This window comes from Rheinheimera tangshanensis, assembly GCF_014645135.1.
Lineage (GTDB): Bacteria > Pseudomonadota > Gammaproteobacteria > Enterobacterales > Alteromonadaceae > Pararheinheimera > Pararheinheimera tangshanensis.
The window spans coordinates 113,231-135,522 of sequence record NZ_BMLH01000005.1; the positions used below are offsets into that span (position 1 = coordinate 113,231).

Here is a 22,292-nt window from a genome sequence, read left to right on the forward strand (position 1 = left end):
CCATATCCTTTTACTTAAACACTACGAAATTTAAAAAAGCCTTCGATTATCCGGCCATACCTCAAACAACGTCATTATTAACTAGTTATTTAAGTTAGTACCAAATTGTAGGTTAACTTATTTGATACTAACTATTCTGGAGACTCCATCAAATAAGTTGACTCCATCCCACACGTAATCGAAATCAAGACTCTTGCCAAAAGGAACAATCCTGTCTACCCCATAAATACCTGAACGAATCCAATCGCTGAGAGCTTCAAACGTAAAACCGAGGTAAGTCAGAGTTTGTATTTTTCGAGATAAGTGTTTATTTAAATCAGTAAGTTTATCTACTTCAGCTTGTAGAAAAAGGCCGCTCCCACAGTGAAATTCACTATCGACAATTTCTGATAACGCAACATCAACTATCGTCAACACGCTGTTTTCAGAAGTTTCGTTAAGCTTAGAACGGTGTTTAGAAGCATGTTCAAATACATAAGCTAACTTATCGATATAATTTGATTCAGTTAACTCATGTTCAAATCCGTAAAGAATTTCTTTAACTACTTGCCAAAATTTACTCTTTGCAATAGAGATAGAGGACGTATCCCCTACCCAACAAATCGCTCTGGGCGAAGAGCAGGCCATTTGACCAAAGCTGTAAGAGTCATTGACAAAAGCTCTAGCCTGAAGATAAAGCTCGTCAGCCGACAAATAATTGATATGTTCAGCAGAAATGATAGCCATCGAGTATTTGTTTGCAAACTTAATGTCTACTGACGTTGGACGAATTGGTAACGCACTAAAGTATCCAACGGTTTTATCACCACCCCAGAGCATACGAACATCAGCTTTTTCACTTATATAACGACTAGTCACATCATCATGTGAGTATGTAATTATAAGGAGATTCGCGGACGTATCAGTTAAAGCAGGAGATAAAAGTAAATCATTTATCAATTGAACAATGAGATCTTTTTGCAGCGAAGGTTTCCCTGAAACTCTAACCACATTCTTATTCCCCATCAAAAGAGAAATAATAAGGGAATAGATGAAAATAGTGTCAACATTCGAGGGTGCTACGTGGAAGACCACACCTCTGGGCAACCTGATAATACTATCTGTCAAAACCTGTTGTTTCAAACGCTGAATATTTGCTCTACGAAGCCAAAAGCCCAAAGCAATCATTTCTGGATACATCTTATAAGCTGAATTAGTTAAAAGAGCTGAAGATAGTGCATCCACAAAATTTACGGATTCATCAGAGAAAGGCTGCCCCAGTGTAGATAGATCACTGAAAAACAGCTCCAAATCGACAGTTTTGCCGAGAGGCGCCACAATATTAACTGTTGGTTTAGTCAAAGCTTTTGCTCCACAGCATGGGTATCACTACACCCTCGAACTTCCGCTTTTGGTACACGACCATGTACATGAAAATACTTACCTTTTAATCCACATGCACAGTTGTCTTCGCCATAAATCGTACCAAGGTCTTCTGTTAACAATCTATGTCCAGGGTAGCTGTAGGGTAATACCGAACTCACAGCTATCAGTCCCTTCTCTCCATAGGGCAAGACTTTCATAGTTTCAGCTGAGATAATATCAATATCAGCATAATCAGGAGCATGCAGGTAACCATGTGAGCATTCAACAAAAATCGACCCTACCTGCTCTACCATTCCATAAAAATTATGAACTCGCTTTATCTCACAGGTATTGTAGGCAACCTGCTTGAAGACTGTATTATCAACAGCAACATCAATAAGCTTTTTCCATCCACCACTATGAACAAGAACAGCATCAGACAAATTCAAATGAATATTTTTAGCCTTCAATTCTTGAAAAAAATACTGCCAGATCATAAAAGTGAAGCCAAATATAAAAACAGGCTGACCTGAATACTTCTCAGAGAATGACTTAACACGCTCTATATTAATGGTCATATCATCATCTAAAGCATAGGTATGATCTCGACCAAATGTCGCCAAACCCAAAATTCCTGCTCCTCGTGCAGAAAAGGAAGTTCGATCTTTAACAACAGATGGATGATCAATAATTAACATAGGTAAACGCTGCAATCCAAGATAATGCTGCATGATTTTAACCAGCACTTTACTTTGATTCGAAGCGGTCCCTCTGTCTAGAATGATTCTGGAAACAACTTGCGAAGTAGTGCCCGAGGAAGTAAGGACTTTAAATACATCCTCCTGAGGTACACTTTTTAGTTCTTGTTGCTTAAACAACCGCACTGGCATCAATAAAGAGTTGCTACTCAACCAATTACCATGCCTGAATGAATTAGTCATATTCTGGTAAGATTTGCAATTCTGATAGTGATGTGTATCCAATCTACTTAAATGCAGTTCAATCGCCTCTCTCTTGTGTTCTTTCGAGAGGCTATAAGGTGAAGGTTGGTTATAAAAAAAATCAAGATTATTCATACTACCCCATCAAATCGCTGAGCGCCTTGCCATTAACTTTGCCATTGACCATTCTGGGTATTAAATCGACGCAATGGACAGCTATCGAGTTAATATTAATTTTCAAAGTAGCTGAAATCAATGCTGCAACGTGCTGCAAAAAATCATCTTGTCTATGACCTTCAATAAAAATGAATAACTTGTCATCAATTCCGGTTGCAGCTGCTGAAAGACCATTGTCAGCAAGAATGTTATCAACAGCATCTAAGCTCACTCGTAAGCCATAAATCTTAATAAAACGTTTTGAACGACCGGTAATGTAGAAGAAACCGTCATTATCTTGATACCCTAGATCGCCGGTCTTTAATACTCCTGCATTATGATCACCAAAGGATAGGTCAGACAAAGATTCAGCATAACCTAACATGACATTTGGCCCTTTATAAAAGAGCTCTCCTTCGACATGTGGTTCAGTAACTAAACCATTATCAATATCACGAATAGTCAATTCCCCCCCAGGAATCGGGATCCCTATAGAACCCAACTTATCTGCTAACCGTTCGCAAGGTAAATAGCTTATTCTCGCAGTTGCTTCAGTTTGCCCATACATTACATAGAGTTTTTGGTTTTTAATTGAACATTGCTGATAGAAATAATTTAAGGTTTCGTTATCTAGTCGACCACCAGCTTGAGTAAGATAACGTACCGAGCTCGTATTAAAACGTTCATAACGCATCTTCTTCAGCATCTGAAATATATAAGGGACGCCTGATAAAGATGTGACACTTTCTCCCTGAACCAAATGCCAAAACTCTTTACTTATCAAAGAAGATGACGTCAAAACTATTTTCGCACCAGCAGTTAAATGACTGTTAAGGATAGATAAACCAAATGAATAATGCAGTGGCATCGTTGTTATCGCAACTTCGTTATCAGTCAAACCAAGATAAACCACTATTGAATTAGCATTCTGTTGCAAATTTTCTTTGCTCAAACGAACCAGCTTAGGTGATCCTGTCGAACCAGAAGTAGAGAGCATCACTGCCAGCTCAGGAGCTAACTGGAGTTGTCTTTGATGCGTAACATGGATTTTCAGGCCTTCGATAATTAGATTTGGTTGATAAGTCTGGTAAAGCTTGTCGAGGAGCCCGTCATTCAAATCTGAGTCAACCATAATCAGAGGATGGTTATTCCTAAGGCATGCTAAGTAAGCTATAACTGACGCTATATCATTCCGGACTTTTAGCAGTACTAACGATCGATTTGACGGTAATAAGGCGCTAAAAAGGTCAACTTCTTTATTCACATCTGCGTAGCTTAAATGCCGGCCAGATTCATCTGTAAAAGCCACACTAGCAGCATCAGTCAGATCTAAATTCCAAAAATAGCTCATTCAGTGTGCCTTACTTCTTTAAATTAACATTCCGCCATCGACACCGATCACCTGACCAGTGACATACGCAGCTAAATCAGATGAAAGAAAGGCAGCAACAGAGGCTATTTCTCCAGGCTGGCCAATCCTTTTCATTGCGATAGATGAAACTCTAGTCTCAAACACTGAATCAGGAATAGAACGAGCCATATCGGTATCGATAAAACCTGGAGCAATCGCATTCACTCTGATGTTTGTAGAAGCTAATTCTTTTGCAAGAGACTTTGTGATGCCAATAACAGCAGCCTTAGAACCGCCATACACTGCTTGCCCACAATTACCGTTTGTACCAATAATTGAAGTCATATTGACAATGCTGCCAGATTTGTTTCTGCTCATAATCCGAGAAGCGTATTGGCTCATATAAATAACTGAATAAGTATTGACTCCAAAAGTACGCTCTATCTGAGCCGGTGAAACCATTCCAATTAGAGCGTCGTCCAATATTCCGGCGTTATTAATCAACACATCGAGTTTCTTTGATTTAGAAAGGAATAACTTGAATGCATTTTTAACTGATTCAGGGTCTGCGACATCACATACAAAAGCATCGGCCTTGCCTCCATCGCTATTTATTTGCGTAACGACAGCTTGTACCTGGCTTTCATCTCGACCATTAACAAAAACCCAGGCGCCTTGTTCAGCAAAAAACCTGGTCATTGCCAAACCTATACCGCGAGTAGCTCCTGTGATAATGCAGACTTTGTCCTTCAGCAGCATTTTAGAAATGAACCCCATATTTTGATAAAATTTCCTTTGCTTTAGCAACTGAACTCATATCAATGATGTCGTCAGTATCTAGCATCAAATCAAACTTCTCTTCTAGCATTGCGATCAAAGTCATATGAGCAACTGAATCCCACTGAGCAATTGAGTTGTATTTTAATGAATCGACTACTACTGGAGCCTGCACACCTAAAGCTTCAACAAAACATTGAACAAGAATATCTTGTGACATTAATTACCTCATTAATCTATTTTTAACAACAACATACTCTCCACGCAACGAGACAATGGATTTACTATCAACATTTGATTTTACATAAGAATGCGAGTCAACGATACTCTTATCACCTAACACCATCTTAGGAAAAACGGTTGCTCGGGTACCGAGAAAACACTGATCACCAACAATTGCATTCCCATTAACAGCGCTATATGGCGAAAGTACTGAACTCTGACCTAAATTAGACTCGTGCCCGACGCTACAATGAACATTTACAGCAACATTGGCTTTAATTACAGCCTTAGCGTTAACTATTGAGTAAGGCGCGACAATACATCCCTCCTCAATACTTGCAGTTTCGGCAATATAGGCAGACGGATGTATATAGCTAATAAAACAAGCCCCTTTCATTTTTAAAGATTTATAAAGTTTATCTCTGTTAAGTGGACTACCTAAGGTAATCAAAAATACGTCATCTATTTCTGGATCATAGTCTTCGACATTGCTAAGCAACCTCAGGGGTAGCTCAGATTGAGTTTTGACGTCATCGATAATACCCTTTATAGAAAACTTTTCAGTAACAGACAAATCCCTCTTTATATAATCAAATAACTCAAGAAAGAATCCACCACCACCTACAAAAACCAAATTTTTCACAACAACTCCGACTCATAAAATAACATTAGTCTGCAACAAACGACTGGATGTATATCACTCCACAGCGCTCAATCTTTAAGACTTAGCTCATCATGAATATTCCGACTATTTTGTTGTCGTACTTAGCGAAATTAGTTACAAAATTCTAGCCACTAATGTTTACTTATCTCACATGTAAAATATGTCAAAGGTATCTTTTCAATGTATTACATACATGAATTACTTCCTTTTCTGTCAGAGAAAAATACAACGGTAAACAAATAGTAGCAGAGGCAAAATGCTCAGAAACTGGACAACTGCCCGACTGCTGCGCACAATAAATATCTAATGTATTCAACGACGGCGCGAAATAACGTCTGGCAATAATGTTTTCATTTTTCAAGCCTTCTAGCACTTTTGTACACTGCTCAGCAGAAGAGAAAGTCACTGCAATATATGCCCCGTTGTAATTTGACTTCTCATGCCACACTGGAAACCTTACATAACCGGTCAGCTCTTTAAGATACAACTCAAAGAGCGCAGTTCGATGAGCGAGGATCAGATCGATATCATCTAAAACAGCTAAGCCCATTGCTGCATGTACTTCACTCATTTTGGTGTTTATGCCGTCGCTGACTATACTGCCATCGCTGGTATCTATGCCAAAATTAGTCATAAACATAGCTCTTTCATAATCGTCACTATTTCTGAAAATGACAGCTCCACCTTCAACACTATGAAACACCTTAGTGGCATGAAAGCTGAGAGATGAAGCATCACCATAATGAAGCACGCTTTTACCATTTACCTTGACACCAAATGCATGAGCGGCATCGTAAATAATCTTAAGACCATGGCTCTCCCGTAGTTTCTCGAATCCGTCGACATCACAAGGATTCCCATACACATGGACTGGCACTACAGCCGTGGTCTCATTGTTAATGTGCTTTTTTACCGAATCTAAGCTCAGACAATAGCTTTTCGGATCAATATCAGCGAAAACGGGACGGATATGTTCCCACTGAAGGCTACTGCTTGTCGCAATAAATGTAAACGGTGTAGTGACCGCATTGCCTTTTAACGCAAACACCTTATAAGCGAGTTGCATAGACAGTGTGCCGTTGGCAACAAGCATTAAGTTTTTTACACCCAGATAGTCTTCTAATCGAAGTTTCAGTTCCTGCACCAGTGGACCATTATTAGTCAGCCAGTTTCTTGCATAGGCTTGCTCTAAATACTTAGAATACTTTGAAAATGCAGGTAAATATGGTTTGTTAACAGGGATCATTTCACTCTCACAAGTTCAGCGAGGTATTGGCCATAGGTATTTTTCGACATACTGGCAGCAATCCGACTTATATCGTCGGCACTTAGCCAGCCATTCAAATAAGCAATTTCTTCCAGTACTGCAACTTTAAAGCCCTGCCGATGCTCTATCGTTTGAACAAAAGCTGAAGCCTCTAACAGACTGTCAAAAGTACCAGTATCAAGCCAGGCAAAACCACGTCCCAGCATCTCAACCTGAAGTTCGCCACGTTCTAAATAAACCTGGTTAATGCTGGTGATTTCCAGCTCCCCTCGCTCTGATGGCTTAATTTTTTTTGCAATTTCGATAACATCATTGCTGTAAAAATATAGACCCGTGACGGCATAATTTGATTTTGGCTTAGCAGGCTTTTCTTCTATAGAAATAGCTTTACGATTTTCGTCAAACTCAACCACGCCAAAACGTTCGGGATCTCGAACCTGATAACCAAACACAGTGGCACCTGCAGTTCTTAATGCAGCTTGCTTTAATTTGGGGCTAAAGCCTTGTCCATAAAAAATATTGTCACCAAGAACTAAACAGACGCTGTCACTACCGATAAATTCCTCGCCAATAATGAAAGCCTGCGCTAAACCGTCAGGGTTTGGCTGAATCGCATAACTGAGGTTGATACCAAAATCACGGCCATCTCCTAATAGTTTCTGAAATAAGCTTTGTTCTTCCGGTGTAGTAATAATTAATATGTCACGAATGCCTGCCAGCATAAGTACGGACATTGGGTAATAAATCATAGGCTTGTCGTATACCGGTAACAATTGCTTGGATACACCGCGTGTTATCGGATAAAGACGGGTTCCAGAACCGCCAGCGAGAATAATGCCTTTCATCAATCAACCCCTTGCCCTAAACGCTCCATCGCATAACTACCATTCAGGACAGCTTGCCACCACTCTTTGTTATCCATATACCATTGCACGGTCTTACGTAAACCTGACTCAAAACTTTCCTGAGGTGACCATCCAAGCTCGCTGGCAATTTTACTTGCATCTATTGCATATCGTAGATCATGACCAGGCCTGTCTGTGACATAGGTAATAAGGTCATGATATTTAGTTACTCCTGCTGGTTTAACAGGAGCTAGCTCCTCTAGTAGCTCACATATACTTCGTACAACTTCAATATTTTGCTTTTCATTGTGTCCGCCAATGTTGTATGTTTCTCCAACATTCCCCTGTGAAACCACTTTGTATAAAGCGCGGGCATGATCTTCAACATAGAGCCAATCCCTCACCTGATTCCCCATGCCGTAAACGGGAAGCGGCTTACCAGCCAACGCATTTAGGATAATCAAAGGGATAAGTTTTTCGGGGAAATGATATGGACCATAGTTATTTGAACAATTGGTCACTACCACAGGCAAACCATAAGTTCGATACCAAGCCCGAACTAAGTGATCACTGCCTGCTTTACTTGCTGAATAAGGGCTGCTGGGCGCGTAAGGCGTAGTTTCAGTAAATAAGTCTTCTGTACCATGCAAATCACCAAATACCTCATCAGTAGAAATATGGTGAAATCTGAAAGAGGTCCTGCGTTCGCCCTGTAGAAGATTCCAATAACTGCGTGCAGCTTCCAACAAAGTATAAGTACCGACAATATTTGTTTGAATAAAAGTAGAGGGACCATCAATGGAGCGGTCTACGTGACTTTCAGCAGCTAAATGCATGACTGCATCAGGTTGATAGTCGCCGAAAATGCGTATGAGTTCACTTTGATCACAAATATCAACCTGTTCAAAGGCGTAACGCTCAGAATCAGAAATATCAACCAGTGACTTAAGATTGCCAGCATAAGTCAATTTATCGACGTTAACGACAAAGCACTCAGTATGCTGAATTATATGTCGCACCACCGCTGATCCAATAAACCCAGCACCACCAGTGACCAGAATTGTTTTACGATTATCCGTTGCGTTTGTCATAATTTCTCAGGATTTAAATTAATCTAGCTAAAATATTTAACTGCTCTGCTCAGAGAGTATTTTTAATAATTCTGGTAAAAATACTTTGCTGTATTGGTGGATTGTCGGATCAGTGTTAAGAGAATCAAGACTAACCCACCGATAAACCTCATGCTGTCCAATAGGTAACTCAGCATCAATACTTACTAATCGAACTAAATGGGTTGCATTTATATAATGGGTCGATACTGATGAACCAAAGATACTCTCATCATAAAAGTGCTCGTACAGTCCTAATAATTTACTGTCAACGCGTTCTAGATTCTGGTTTAACTCGGTGAGCGCAATTCTTACAAAACCATCATCTAGTGACTCACCTTTAAAAACCCTCCCTCCGGGCACAAACCAGTATCCTTGTGCAGGAGGATTTTTTCGCAGCCCAACCAGAATCTCGTTTCGCTTATTCAGAATTACCAAATCCATAGCAAACAAAGGAGCATTCTGAACTACTTGTCTGAACTCATCATGATTCAACATTTTTCTATTTTCTGAAAACGTCTTGATTACGAAGAAACCACTCGTAAGTGCCTTCCAGCCCTGATTCCAAATCAATAGAGTACTTCCAGCCGAGTTCTCTGAGACGATCTACATTCATAAGCTTACGCGGTGCGCCATCAGGTTTAGTGGTATCCCATACAATTTTACCAGAATAACCAACGACCTTAGCCACAGTTTCTGTCAGCTCTCTAATGGTGCAATCGATACCTGTACCAACATTGATGTGGCTTAACATTGGACTGGTATGCTTTTCATAAGTTGATTTATCTAGTTCCATCACAAAAATGCTTGCGACGGCCATATCATCAACATGCAAAAACTCCCGCATTGGTGAGCCAGAACCCCAAGCCGTAACTTCTGGCGCGTTAGCTAATTTCGCTTCATGGAAACGTCTTAACAATGCAGGTATTACGTGGCTATTATCCGGGTGAAAATTATCGTTAGGACCATACAAATTTGTTGGCATTACACTTCGATAATCACGCCCATACTGCCTATGATAGCTTTCGCATAATTTGATACCAGCAATTTTCGCCAAAGCATATGGCTCGTTAGTTGGCTCTAAAGTGCCAGTTAATAAAGCATTTTCAGCCATTGGTTGAGCCGCAAGTTTCGGGTAAATGCAGCTAGAACCCAGAAACAGTAATTGCTGAACATTATTAATGTGCGCAGCGTGAATAATATTGGCTTGTATCATCAGGTTTTCATAAATAAAGTCTGCAGGATAAGTATTATTAGCAATAATACCTCCGACCTTTGCCGCAGCTAGGTAGACTTGATCAATCGTTTGTTCAGAAAAAAACCGCTGAACAGCAGCTTGGTTAGTCAGATCTAACTCTTTGCGAGTTCTGGTAATAACCTCTGCAGTGCCATTTTTTTCAAGCTGCCGCACTATAGCTGAACCAACCATACCGTTGTGGCCAGCAACAAATACCTTTTTCATGAAAACCTCAAATATGAAAACCACGATACACAACAATGTATCGTGGTTTCAGGATACTGATACTTACTCTACGGATACTGGTAGCTCATAACCATGTGCTTTTAATAAAGCATGGCGTTTAGCTGATTTCAGATCAGCTGCAACCATTTCAGCACACATTTCCTGAGTGGTAATTTCCGGCACCCATCCTAGTACTTGCTTCGCTTTAGTTGGATCACCTAATAACGTTTCGACCTCGGCAGGACGGAAATAACGAGGGTCAACTTTAACAACAATGTCTCCAATTTTAAGAGCAGGAGCATTGTCGCCGTCAATTTTCTCAACAATAGCAACCTCGTCAACTCCCTGGCCTTCAAAACGCAAAGTGACACCTAATTCTTTTGCCGACCAGCTGATAAATTCCCGAACTGAATACTGCACACCCGTGGCAATTACAAAATCGTCTGGTTGATCTTGCTGCAACATCATCCACTGCATACGAACGTAATCTTTAGCATGACCCCAGTCACGTAAAGCATCCATATTCCCCATATAAAGGCAAGATTCTAAACCTTGAGCGATGTTCGACAAACCGCGGGTAATTTTACGGGTCACAAAAGTTTCACCACGACGAGGAGATTCATGGTTGAACAGAATGCCATTACAGGCATACATACCGTAAGATTCACGATAGTTAACAGTGATCCAGTAAGCATACATTTTAGCAACAGCATAAGGAGAGCGCGGGTAGAAAGGTGTAGTCTCTTTCTGCGGGATTTCCTGTACTAAACCATAGAGCTCTGACGTTGAAGCTTGATAAAAGCGGGTTTTCTTTTCTAAGCCCAATAAACGGATAGCTTCCAACAAACGAAGAGTGCCCATCGCATCTACATCTGCAGTGTACTCAGGTGATTCAAAACTTACAGCCACATGACTTTGTGCGCCTAAGTTGTAGACCTCATCTGGCTGAACTTCCTGCAAAATACGTGTCAAATTTGAAGAGTCAGTCAAATCGCCATAATGCAAAATAAAGTTTTTATTGTCGATATGTGGGTCCTGATAAATATGGTCAACACGTTGCGTATTAAATGAAGATGCACGGCGCTTAATACCATGAACCTCATAACCTTTTTCCAGTAAAAACTCAGCTAAATAAGAACCGTCTTGACCGGTTACACCTGTAATTAACGCTTTTTTCTTCATTATCAATGCCTATATCAATTTAAACTTTATTAATTTTCACTTTCCGTAAAGAGGGAAATAGCAGCACTGCCAAAGTACCCAGCAGCCCACCAAAAATTATAGCAACACCCACAATTAAAGATCTTTTAGGCTCAAATCTATCCTCGGCGACTATAGCCGGATCAACTACTTTGAACATGTACTCACTACGAGTGTTAGCTAACATTAGAGTCTTTGTTTGCTCCTCAATTAGTGATGACAATGTACTCTTTACTTCAGAAATATTAGTTTTAGCGATTTGTTTTTCTAAATAATTAATACTTCGCTCTGATTCTTGGATATCTTTAATTTTCATCTCTTCATTAATATCAAATACAATCCAATCTAGTATTTGCTTGGCAAAATAGGGAGAATAGTGTTTAAAGGATAATGTTATTATTCCTGATTTAGCATCTTTTGATGCATTAAACCCTTCCATAAATGTCTTGTACGCCTCCTGCATAGATGGTTCTGCCTTTTTAGGAAAACTGACCTTACGAACCCACATCGAAGCTTTACTATCATACAACTTCTGATCAATCATCAAACTATTGTTAGCTGCATCCCAATTATTTGCAGCCATCAACTCAACTAGAATATTATGATCTAGTATAAATTTAGAAACGAATTGTCTTGATTTAATTGTTTCTAGAGCTAGAGTTGTCTTGTCTACACCATTGCTGCCGCCGATATTTACTCCTGCTAAAGCAGCTAATCCCCCAAGCTGCCCAGACAACATTCCACCTCCCTGCTGTTGACCAGTAGAGGCTACAAGTACTTCACTTTTATATATATTCTTTAAAGTAACAGCATAAAAAACAGATATAATTGAAACAATAGAGACAAAAATTATGATGAAAGTCTTACCTTGCCATACCATAAAAGCCAGACTTCTAAGATCGATTTCGTCGTTGTTAAGTTGAGCTCTATCATTAAATGCATCAGACCGTTGTTCTAATTCTTTCATAATTTACTACCAACTATACTAAAAGTAAGACTAAATTAAAATGAGTTCAAAGCAGCTAACGCCACACCTGATTGATAGAATATCTGTGTAATTTGACTCCAAAGCGATAAGCTATCCTTATATTCTGTATCGACAGGCACAACGATAGTATCACCAGGTTGCAAGCCAGTTTGAGCTACTGCAAACCAGCCGTTACTTTCTGGTAACATCACAGAACCATCTGCTTTAATAACATAAATACGTTCTTCGTCAGCACGCTTACGAGTGCCTCCGGCTAGTTTCAGATACTCCTCAAAAGACAAATCTTTTTGATATCTGTGGCTACTGGCGTGCTGAACTTCACCTACTATGGAAATAGTATTGTCATTGCGTGGCACATAAAATAAGTCACCGTCTTGTACCTGCACATCGTAGTCAGGCATACCGGCAAGGATAGAAGGTAAGTCTAAAACTAGGCGGCCCACAGGTTGTTGCTTTTCCAATTGCTCAATCATCAACAGCGCGTCTTCGGCAGGGGGAGCACCTTCAACCTGAGATAAGCTTTTGGTCGCAATATCTGCTCTTAACTGGTCTGCCAGTTTCTTAATTTGGATACGTTCGCGTTCTTTAATGTCTTCACGGGTGTATATAGCGCCTTGCATAAAGGCATTACGATTTAAGCCACCGGCACGCTGAATGACACTGGATAACATTTCTCCACGTTGGATAGTGTAGCGACCAGGGAAACGCACTTCGCCACGCAGCTCGATAGTGCGCTCAATGTTCCAATCAGGCACAGGAAACACGTTTAAGCGGTCACGGTCTTGTAAGGCAAGGCTGGTTTCTCCCGCAAACACTTGTGACAAATTCACAGCGATGTTCTGCGCTTCAATACCATTTTTATCTGAAGCTAATACTGCCCGGGTCAGTTCTGCACGGTTTAAATAAGCCGATTGGGTTAAGCCACCTGCTGCAGCTATTAAAGAAGCCACATCTGCATTTTCTGCACGAGGGTAATCGCCTGGTACTTTTACTTCACCCGAAACAGAGGCAATCATAGGGTCAGCACCACGACGCACCTGAGCCTTTAACTTTTGCAGCAGTGGATGCAGTAACTCAGTACGGCTAAAGCTTGCCGATAAAGCTAAAACTTCTTTATCACGAAATACTCTGGACATCATGTCTTGCATAATTGCAGGTAAGGCATCTTTACCCAGATCTTCAACCGCATTCATCGCTTGATTGGTCATCTGGCCAGGCTGAAGCTCGTTCGCTGCCTGATTTTGGTTAGCGCCTTCTCTGTTGTTTCTGCGATTTGCGGTTAAGGTAGTAGAAGACAAATCCTTCGCTGGCTGTACTAATTGCTGATCGCCTATGCTGGTTGCCTGACGCTGGCCTGTAAGTTCATCCTGACGCTTTTTGTCTGCATCTAACATGTCTTTGAAAGCTTTAGCTGTTAAATCTTCAGATGCAGTCCAACGCATATCTGGCATTAACTTGTATCTGTCCGTGATTTGCTTACGCAAATACTCGTTCAGTTTGTCACGCTGTATATGCTGATCAGCGTGGTGGAACACCATCACTAAATCACGAGGTTTTAAACTAAGGTTAGCCTCGCCTGAGGGCTGATTAATGGCATCTGCCAAGCTAAACTGCAAAACTTTTACATCACCAGCGTTGTTAATTTCGCGCACTACTAAGGCGTAATCTAAGTCGGCCGTCATATGTAAATCAGACCAGAACGACTTGATTAGATCGCTAATGCGGATACCTTGTTGCCAGGCATAAAAACCAGGGCGAACTACAGCACCTGCCACTGTGACCACATTTTCAATACGGGGGGAGGTTTCAGCGATACGCAATAAGTCACCATCACGTAGTGCCATTTGACGGTTTACTGCGTTGGTTAAATCTAAGTTCAATAAATCACGTAAGTTATTGCTGTTATAGCGTTCCAAAACTACCGATTGCGGGTAAGCGCCCGCTTTGGTACCACCAGCCATACTGAGCAAAGCATCAATAGTTTCGCCAGATTTTACTTCGTATATAGCAGCGCGCTTAATTTCGCCCGTCACCTGAACAGTGGCTTTCATCGGTGCTACAAATACAACGTCACCATGTTGCAGCTGGATATCGCCAGAACTGTCGCCACGTAGCAATAAGTCATATAAGTCAAAACGCCCTACTGTGGCGCCACCACGTTTTACCTGGATATCGCGTAAGCTACCAATGTCAGAAACGCCACCAGCTAAATACAAAGACTGGGTTACTGTAGTTAAAGCTGACACGGCAAACATACCTGGCGTTTTTGCTTCGCCCGCTACAAAAATATTGATAGTACGCAGTTTGCCCATAGTAATGGCGGCGTCGACACCTATCATCGCCTCACGCACTTTATTGGCGATCACATCTGATGCCTGAGACACAGATAAGCCACTGACATTAACAGGACCAATTTCTGGCAGATTAACAGAGCCGTCACGGCCAACGATAAGTTCTTCGCTGCTATTTTGCTTGCCAAATAATTGCAGTAACAGAATGTCGTCAGGGCCTAAACGGTAATTTTCCGGTACTGGCGCATTGTCTACCGGCGCAAAAGTGCTGATTTGCGAGTTAAACATAGTCATGCCGAAGCGCTGATTGGCTTTTTCTTCTTCAGTTAACTCTTTTGGATATTGTCCAAATTGAGGATCAATAGTTTCGAAAATTGGACTTTGCTGTTGAGGTACTAGCACCTGAGGCTGAGCTTGTTGTGCTGATGCCCCCATGCTACCCGCTGGTAAATCGATACCATACTGTTTAGCTAAACGCTGCTGCTCTGCAGGGGATAAGTTTTGAAACTGTGCCAACATTGCAGGAGAAGGTGTCACAGCTGACACGGGCAATGCAGCAAATAAAGCCACCAGCACACAAGTTTTAAACAGTTTTAGCACGCTACAACTCCAGATAGTGTATTTGTTAGATCCAACAAAAAAGAACCTACGTAGTTTACCTGCTTTACTCGTTTTTCCAAGCAGAAAGTCGGTTCAGACAAAGCCGACCACACGGAGAATCAGCAGAGGCTGATTATCAGTTTTCGCTGTTTTTATGGCACAGCTAAAAAGTGAAGTCGAATATTCTTCTTTTTAAACGATTTTTTTGTGTTAAACCAGCTGTATGTCAGAAGTAACTCAGAGAGGATTTCTGCACATCCTGATGCTAAAGGTCCTTTACGGTTCTTTACCCAAACCAAACCGGCGGCGACTTTAGCGAATTACACCGTTTTTGTCTAATAGAAATTTGTGTCTTTACAGTAACAGCAGCGAAACATTTAATCACATTTCGCTGCCGGTCAGCACAAAAGCAAAGGTTTAAAAACTGGCCTTAATTGCCTCAATAATTCGGGCGCACGCTTTGCCGTCCCCATAAGGGTTATGGGCATAACTCATTTGTTCATAATACGCTTTGTCTGTTAATAGACGGCTGACTTCCCGCACTATCACTTGCGCATCCGTTCCCACTAGTTTGACCGTACCTGCGGCTACAGCTTCCGGACGCTCAGTGGTGTCGCGCATCACCAATACGGGTTTGCCTAACGATGGCGCTTCTTCCTGAATACCACCTGAGTCAGTGAGCACTAGAGTGCTTCGGCTCATCAGGTAAACAAAAGGCAGATAATCCTGAGGTTCTATCAGGTGCACGTTGGAGGTGTCACTTAATAAACGAAATACGGGCTCACGTACATTCGGGTTTAAGTGCACTGGGTACACAACGTCTGTATCCGGGAACTGCTGGGCAATTTGCTTTAAGCCAGCACAAATTTGTTCAAAACCACCGCCAAAACTTTCGCGTCTATGGCCTGTAACCAACACTAGACGACGGCCGTTTAGACCATAAGGGAATTGTTGCTCAAAGTTTTTGGTTAAATTGGTATCCGCATCAATTTTTGCCACCACCTGATGCAAAGCATCAATCACGGTATTACCTGTCACTACGATGCCAGCAGGGTCGACATTTTCTTTGAGTAAATTCTGTTGTGAAGTCTCAGTGGGTGCAAAGTGCAGCTTGGTTAAAGCTCCTGTGAGCTTACGGTTTGCTTCTTCCGGCCATGGGCTGTAAATATTGCCGGTACGAAGCCCTGCCTCCACATGACCCACTGCAGTTTTTTCGTAATAACAAGCTAAAGCAGCAGCGAAAGTGGTACTGGTATCGCCATGCACTAATACGATATCAGGTTTAAAATCGCGCAAAACTGGCTTGATATTCAGTAGTATGCTGGTGGTGACGTCATACAAGTCCTGACCTGCTTTCATAATGGCCAGGTCATAGTCCGGAACTATGTTAAACAGCTTCAGCACCTGGTCCAGCATTTCTCTGTGTTGGCCTGTCACACAGACTTTGCTTTCAATGCCTGTTGTTTCTTTTAACAAATTCACAAGAGGAGCCATTTTAATGGCTTCAGGTCTGGTGCCAAACACACTTAATACTTTGATCATAGGGACTTCCATTGAAGTGAAACTACTGAAATGGTATCAGAATTTCCGTAATGGCGGCAGAGTAAAGTGCGCTAGCTGAACCGGAACTTAAAATCTAAAAATGGGGTCAGATCACATTGTTAACAGTTAACAATGTGATCTGACCCCATTTTTATCCTATGACGACCTTGTGGCCTTTGGATTCAAGTTTTCTTTTCAGCTCCAGTTTGGCGTCCATATCTCCGTGCACCAAACGGATTTGCTCTGGAGGACTTCGCATCTGTTCGACAAAATGCAACAAGTCCTGCTGATCGGCATGAGCAGAATAACCACTCAGTTGTATCACTTCTGCGTTAATCGAATAGTCTTGCCCATCCAGCTCTACATGGCCACCGGTGTTTCTCTGCTGCAGTATAGCTGCGCCCGGAGTGCCCCGGGCCTGATAGCCAATAAACAAGATTTGATGGCGGGCAGAACTTAACAAGGCTTTCAGATAGTTCACCACCCGCCCTCCTGCACACATACCACTCGCGGCTATGACTATCGCAGGCCTGCCGGTCTCAGCCAGGTGCTGTACTACTTTTTGGTGATCGGCATGACTTTTAACCGTCAATAGTTGCTCAAATTGCAGAGGATGGCGGCCACTTTTTAACTTCTGTTTCGCCTCGTCATCCCAGTACTGTTTTAACTCCTGATAAACAGCTGTGAAATTAGCTGCAAGCGGCGAGTCGACAATAATATCTAATTGATCCCATCTCAAACCTTTGTGGATAGTCTGCCCCTGCATTCGATGAATAATATCCTCCAATTCATACAACAGCTCCTGAGTGCGGCCTATGCTAAAAGCCGGGATCAGTACTGTCCCATTGTCTTTCAGCGCTTTTTCCAGTACGTGCTGTAAACGCTGTTGTCGGCTTTTTCGATCTTCATGGTTTTTATCGCCATAGGTACTTTCAAGTACCAGCAAGTTAGCCTCTTCTAATGGGGTTGGATCGGGTAACAATGGAGTGTCACGAGCACCTAAATCACCAGAAAATACAGCTTTGTAATAAAGCTCTTTGTTCATCGGGTTGTGATGGCGAATTTCGATATAAGCAGACCCCAGAATATGGCCTGCATTTTGAAAACGAATAGAGCTAGTGTCTGCACATCCTTCCAATGGATACCAACGCCCGTAGTCGCATGGCCGCAATTGACGGGATACCGCTTGAATAAAACCAGTGATCAGTTTTTCATCGCGCGTGATGCCCATTTTTAAGGCATCTTCTAACACCAGAGGCAATAACAAGGCAGACGCCTTGCTGCAATAGATTGGGCCTTTAAAACCTGCAGCTATTAAATAAGGAATACGGCCAGCGTGATCGATATGGACATGAGTTAATAAAAGCGCCTGAATACCATCCAACGTAAAATTAATCTGAGCAAAGTCGGCTCCGGCTTTGCCCATGCCCTGCTCTACCCCCTGAAACAAACCGCAGTCAATCAGTACACTGTGCTTTTCGCTGACAAAATATTGATGGCAAGAGCCTGTTACTCCGTCTACGGCGCCATGGTGGATTAGCCTTGGATACTGCACAAAATTATCCTTATCTGCTTGTCCATAACAAAAATGGAGGCATATCACATTGTTAACACTTTATAATGTGATACGCCCCCCATTTTAGATACTACCAGGTTATTTATAAACCCAATTGGGGCTTTTGATTAGGTTCAAGCACAGTACGTGCTATCGACTTTTTGCTGGAAGTAAAACTAATACCCTTAGCAAGCCCGCTTACTGCAACCTCTTCAGTAATGGCAGTTTCGTTCCAGTAATCAAAGGTAATCTCTTCGTAGATGTTCAGACGAGGACCAATACCAGTGGTGATATACCAGGGCGACGTACTGTCGAATCTCTGATCCTGTACTTCAAACACATAAATGCGAGAGCCTAAGATGCCATCAGTTGATTTAAGTAAACGCCACTGACGCTGAGTACAAACTTGCGTTTGGTCATCAGGACACATTCTGCGATTGATGGACATGATAGATTCATCCTCAGAAATAACCTCTTCGTCCCAGCTTAAAGATGTATTAAACACAGGTTCAAAATCTGGTGGCGATGTCATAGAAGATCCCATTTGATAGCCTGTGCCGTCTTCGAGGAACTGCCAACCAAAGTACGCAAAGCCGTCATCCCAAAGCAAAGTATCCTCATCCCATGCACTTTTAACCCACTGATTAATAGTGGTTTGCCAATACATATCTTCGGGGTTGCTTTGATCGTAGGTACTGAAATCGCTGCCATCCAATTTCAGAGCATAATCAGCGTCAGCGGCTATTAAGGTTCCTTCGGCATCGTAGGACGCACTAAAGACCTGAATATCAGTTCCCAATTGATCTAACTTCATAATTTCTGAATAAGAGCCGTCTTCGAAGGTCACTACAAATAAACCTTTGTCATCTAACTCCCAGGTGAAGGGCTTGTCATTTTCAAGTGCGACACCTGTTCCATCAGGATTAATATCAAAAATATCAGCAAACATATCGGAGTAGCCAAAACCTTCTTCACCTGCGTAGTAATAGTGTTCAAATAACCATTCGCCATCCAAATCTTCAGCAACAAATTTCACATCACCCAGTTTGTCGGCATTACGCAGCAATTGATCCTCGGTAGATTCATAGCTGACGGGGTCCGGGGCTATCACCACACCACCGGGTAGAGTAACAGGAACCATAGCTCTGGTTCCGGTTTCAACCACACGATAGGTATCAGTTTTTTCACCCTGAATAATGCGGGTTAAACTGGCAGTTAATGGCGTTTGTTTTGCTTCTACCTGGAAATAACGCGCGTCGTAAAGTTGATTGACCTGCTCCTGAGTTAAACCAAATAATCCAACTACAACAGTTGGGAAATAGGTTGTGCTGGTTTCGCCAGAATAGGTGATATCAACTTTACCTTCGGTCAGAGTCCATTCGAACTGATGAATACCAGAATTGAATACTTCTGAGCCTGTACCATCACTGTTAAAGTTAAACTTATTACCACCGCGAGATAAGAAACCTGTAGCCGCAGGATAAATCTCAAAGTATGCACTGGCCAGGCTAGTCGCATCTACAGGTGGTGTCAGTTCAGGGTCAGCGATGATCTCATCAATGGTATCTGTAATGATATTTGGATCTTGCGCCTCGGCAGCTGCAACATAGTCGTTATAGGCCTGAGTATTTGTCAGCAATTCAAGAACATTAGTGACGCCTTCAGGCAATGCAAACACACCACCTTGAGTGATCAGTTTGACCACAGCAGCCGCTTCAATCAGCTCATCCGGACTGACAGACTTCTCCACTAAGGTGAAACTATCCAGATTAATTGGAGCCGTTCCACCATTGGCCGCAACAATTAATGAATACAAAGCAGTGGACACGGCGTTGATGGAGACTGTATTGGGACTATCTCCTTCGGCCATGGGTCTCACATCAAACAGAGCGGCGACTGCAGAAGAGAGTCTTGTTGTTAGAGAACCAGCGACAGCTTGGGTGGCGTCAGCAGTTAGGCTCGGCACAAACTTATAATACTGCAGTCCTGTCGTGGTGACAGAGCTTGCTCTGATATCGGCAAAAAGATTGGTTTCGTCATCATCTGCTTGCATAGGCAAACTAAAAGTACCTGTAGCATCAGCAGTCGCAGTAAATGTCTGACCGGCTAAGGTACCTCTTATTGTCGCATTTGCAAAAGCGGCTTCAGATACAGTTCCAGTTACAGTAAAGCTTGTCTTTACTGGTGTGATAGTGACCACACCTTCAACCAAGGTAGCTTCCTCGTCATCATCAGTGACGGTAAGACTAAAACCCAATGGCGTATCTTCTGTCACGCTAGGTGCGGTAAAACTGAGGGTTGCAGTATCAGCCCCAGTTAAAGTGACAGGGTCGCCTGAAGTTTGTACCCAATTATAAGTTGTAACTGTGCCATCCGTATCCGCGGCAGTCGCAGCCAGGCTAACGCTTGATTTTTCGGCTGCAGAACCAAAGGTAGCGGTAACTGTGGGGAACTGATTATTGGCTACATTAACGGTAACGTCTGCGCTTGCGGTTTGGTTGCCTTTATCCGTCACTGTAATGCGCAATACGGCAGCAGCGTCAGCACTGACAGCCGGAGCTGTGACACCTACAGTCGCAGTGGTTGTATTAGTGAGAGTCAGGGTTGGACCAGACAGCTGGGTCCAACTGTATGTAATGGTATCGTCATCATCGTCTGCTGTCGCAGCTATGGTGGTCGTTCGGCTTTCTTTTAATGAAACGGCAGAGGCAACCGATACTGTTGGTACTTCGTCTTTATCGTCTGATCCACATCCTGCTAAAACCGCACAGGCAATAATGCTGAGCGATAAGTTATATAAGATCTTGTTTTTCATGGTGACTCCTTGCGGGTAATTCCCACGTGAGTCTAGACAACAATGGCTATTTCGCCAGAAAAGTCAGCGCATTTGCTCTGACCACAGCACTGCGCAACAAAAGTGTAATCAAATGTAATCAAAAATTAATAAGGCTATTCACAAGTCGCCAATGGCTATAACAATTCACTTATTGAGATTGTTTATGCAGATTGAAAAGTAGTTCGGCTTCCGCCTGAGGGAGTTCACATTCGAGCATGATTTCATCCAGAGTTGCCCCCATCTGAACCATTTTCATAGCTCTGCTGTAAATCTTTGATTCCGGATCGAACAAATGCAATGATTTTTGTTGCTCGGCAAGCTCAGCCACCTGCTGCATGCCCTGCCCTAAATGACTTTCTAAGCTCAATACCCGTTGCCCTACCCCAATCACTGTGGAGCGCAGCTCCTCGATATCCTGATAGGAACGTTTCAACTGTTGCCTTTGTTGTTCGAGTTGTTGTTGTAATTGCTCAAGGTTTTGTTGTTGCTGCCAACTGGCTGCAGCATTTTCATTGATAATGACCAACAGCTTTTTTGTTTGGCGTGACGCAACAATAGCCATCACAACAGACAGCAACAAAATGGCTGCAATACCCAGCAGCCATAGCCATGAAAAGTCAGTCAGAAAATTAGCCATTAAATACTACGGATCTCTTCCCACTCGTCATCGGACAGTAACTTATTCAGATCCACCAGGATCAGTAACTCGCCATCACGATTCGACACGCCCTGAATAAACTTAGCACTTTCGTCTGTTCCGACGTTTGGTGCTGTATCAATTTCAGATTGTTTCAGATAAACCACTTCAGCCACGCTGTCGACCATAATACCAATGACCTGACGCTCTGACTCGATAATCACAATACGGCTGTTGTCCGTCACTTCTGAAGGAGGTAAACCAAAACGAGCACGAGTGTCAATCACAGTGACTACGTTGCCACGTAAATTGATAATACCCATCACGTAATCCGGTGCACCAGGGACTGGAGCTATGTCGGTATAACGTAGTACTTCCTGCACCTGCATTACATTAATGCCGTAGGTTTCTTCTTGCAGTTTAAAGGTCACCCATTGCAGCACTAAATCTGTGACTTCTTTAGTTTTAGCGGATTGCGCTGTTAAATTACTCATGCCGAGCTCCT

At 42.3% G+C, this 22,292-nt stretch carries 19 protein-coding genes; all 19 read right to left on the minus strand.

Annotation, left to right across the window (positions count from 1 at the left end):
- Window positions 1-117: 117 nt before the first annotated feature.
- The gene (locus IEW88_RS11175) at window positions 118-1,341 is read right to left on the minus strand and encodes an acyl-CoA reductase (RefSeq protein ID WP_147904397.1); all 1,224 of its coding nucleotides are present in this window, start codon (window positions 1,339-1,341) and stop codon (window positions 118-120) included.
- Window positions 1,338-2,420, minus strand: a complete 1,083-nt coding sequence (locus IEW88_RS11180) for a LuxE/PaaK family acyltransferase (protein ID WP_147904396.1) — start codon at window positions 2,418-2,420, stop codon at window positions 1,338-1,340. Before IEW88_RS11180 ends, IEW88_RS11175 begins: the two co-directional genes overlap by 4 nt.
- Before the next feature lies 1 nt (window position 2,421).
- Entirely contained in the window at window positions 2,422-3,792 is a 1,371-nt protein-coding gene (locus IEW88_RS11185; protein WP_147904395.1) for an AMP-binding protein, read from the minus strand.
- 18 nt (window positions 3,793-3,810) lie between these two features.
- Window positions 3,811-4,569 carry an SDR family NAD(P)-dependent oxidoreductase gene (locus IEW88_RS11190; protein ID WP_229670446.1) on the minus strand — a complete coding sequence of 253 codons (759 nt, stop codon included), beginning with the start codon at window positions 4,567-4,569 and terminating at the stop codon, window positions 3,811-3,813.
- Window positions 4,553-4,789 carry an acyl carrier protein gene (locus tag IEW88_RS11195; protein ID WP_147904394.1) on the minus strand — a complete coding sequence of 79 codons (237 nt, stop codon included), beginning with the start codon at window positions 4,787-4,789 and terminating at the stop codon, window positions 4,553-4,555. Before IEW88_RS11195 ends, IEW88_RS11190 begins: the two co-directional genes overlap by 17 nt.
- 3 nt (window positions 4,790-4,792) lie before the next feature.
- Window positions 4,793-5,434: an acetyltransferase gene (locus tag IEW88_RS11200; RefSeq protein ID WP_147904393.1), complete on the minus strand. Its 642-nt coding sequence runs from the start codon at window positions 5,432-5,434 to the stop codon at window positions 4,793-4,795.
- Between the two features lie 184 nt (window positions 5,435-5,618).
- The gene (locus IEW88_RS11205) at window positions 5,619-6,701 is read right to left on the minus strand and encodes a DegT/DnrJ/EryC1/StrS family aminotransferase (protein WP_147904392.1); all 1,083 of its coding nucleotides are present in this window, start codon (window positions 6,699-6,701) and stop codon (window positions 5,619-5,621) included.
- A complete protein-coding gene (gene rfbA, locus IEW88_RS11210; protein WP_147904391.1) occupies window positions 6,698-7,567 on the minus strand; it encodes a glucose-1-phosphate thymidylyltransferase RfbA in 870 nt (289 codons plus the stop codon). The genes IEW88_RS11205 and rfbA overlap by 4 nt, the downstream gene beginning before the upstream one ends.
- Window positions 7,567-8,658, minus strand: coding sequence for a dTDP-glucose 4,6-dehydratase (rfbB, locus tag IEW88_RS11215; RefSeq protein ID WP_147904390.1), 1,092 nt, complete (start codon window positions 8,656-8,658; stop codon window positions 7,567-7,569). The genes rfbA and rfbB overlap by 1 nt, the downstream gene beginning before the upstream one ends.
- A gap of 36 nt (window positions 8,659-8,694) precedes the next feature.
- Window positions 8,695-9,174, minus strand: coding sequence for a GDP-mannose mannosyl hydrolase (locus IEW88_RS11220; protein ID WP_147904389.1), 480 nt, complete (start codon window positions 9,172-9,174; stop codon window positions 8,695-8,697).
- Window positions 9,175-9,178: 4 nt separating this feature from the next.
- On the minus strand, window positions 9,179-10,138 hold the full coding sequence (gene fcl / locus IEW88_RS11225; protein WP_147904388.1) for a GDP-L-fucose synthase: 960 nt from the start codon (window positions 10,136-10,138) through the stop codon (window positions 9,179-9,181).
- 63 nt (window positions 10,139-10,201) lie between these two features.
- Window positions 10,202-11,320 (minus strand): GDP-mannose 4,6-dehydratase, encoded by a 1,119-nt coding sequence (gene gmd / locus IEW88_RS11230; RefSeq protein ID WP_147904387.1) that lies wholly within the window; start codon window positions 11,318-11,320, stop codon window positions 10,202-10,204.
- A 19-nt stretch (window positions 11,321-11,339) separates the two neighbouring features.
- Window positions 11,340-12,305: a Wzz/FepE/Etk N-terminal domain-containing protein gene (locus IEW88_RS11235; RefSeq protein ID WP_147904386.1), complete on the minus strand. Its 966-nt coding sequence runs from the start codon at window positions 12,303-12,305 to the stop codon at window positions 11,340-11,342.
- A 35-nt stretch (window positions 12,306-12,340) separates the two neighbouring features.
- Window positions 12,341-15,217, minus strand: coding sequence for an SLBB domain-containing protein (locus IEW88_RS11240; protein WP_147904385.1), 2,877 nt, complete (start codon window positions 15,215-15,217; stop codon window positions 12,341-12,343).
- A gap of 417 nt (window positions 15,218-15,634) precedes the next feature.
- Window positions 15,635-16,759: a non-hydrolyzing UDP-N-acetylglucosamine 2-epimerase gene (gene wecB, locus IEW88_RS11245; RefSeq protein WP_053424552.1), complete on the minus strand. Its 1,125-nt coding sequence runs from the start codon at window positions 16,757-16,759 to the stop codon at window positions 15,635-15,637.
- Window positions 16,760-16,910: 151 nt separating this feature from the next.
- Complete coding sequence (locus IEW88_RS11250; RefSeq protein ID WP_147904384.1) at window positions 16,911-18,314, minus strand: MBL fold metallo-hydrolase RNA specificity domain-containing protein; 1,404 nt, start codon at window positions 18,312-18,314, stop codon at window positions 16,911-16,913.
- 103 nt (window positions 18,315-18,417) lie between these two features.
- Window positions 18,418-21,129: a PKD domain-containing protein gene (locus IEW88_RS11255; RefSeq protein ID WP_147904383.1), complete on the minus strand. Its 2,712-nt coding sequence runs from the start codon at window positions 21,127-21,129 to the stop codon at window positions 18,418-18,420.
- A gap of 169 nt (window positions 21,130-21,298) precedes the next feature.
- Window positions 21,299-21,787 (minus strand): DUF2802 domain-containing protein, encoded by a 489-nt coding sequence (locus tag IEW88_RS11260; RefSeq protein ID WP_053424551.1) that lies wholly within the window; start codon window positions 21,785-21,787, stop codon window positions 21,299-21,301.
- Window positions 21,787-22,281, minus strand: coding sequence for a chemotaxis protein CheW (locus IEW88_RS11265; protein ID WP_053424550.1), 495 nt, complete (start codon window positions 22,279-22,281; stop codon window positions 21,787-21,789). Before IEW88_RS11265 ends, IEW88_RS11260 begins: the two co-directional genes overlap by 1 nt.
- Window positions 22,282-22,292 lie beyond the last annotated feature (11 nt).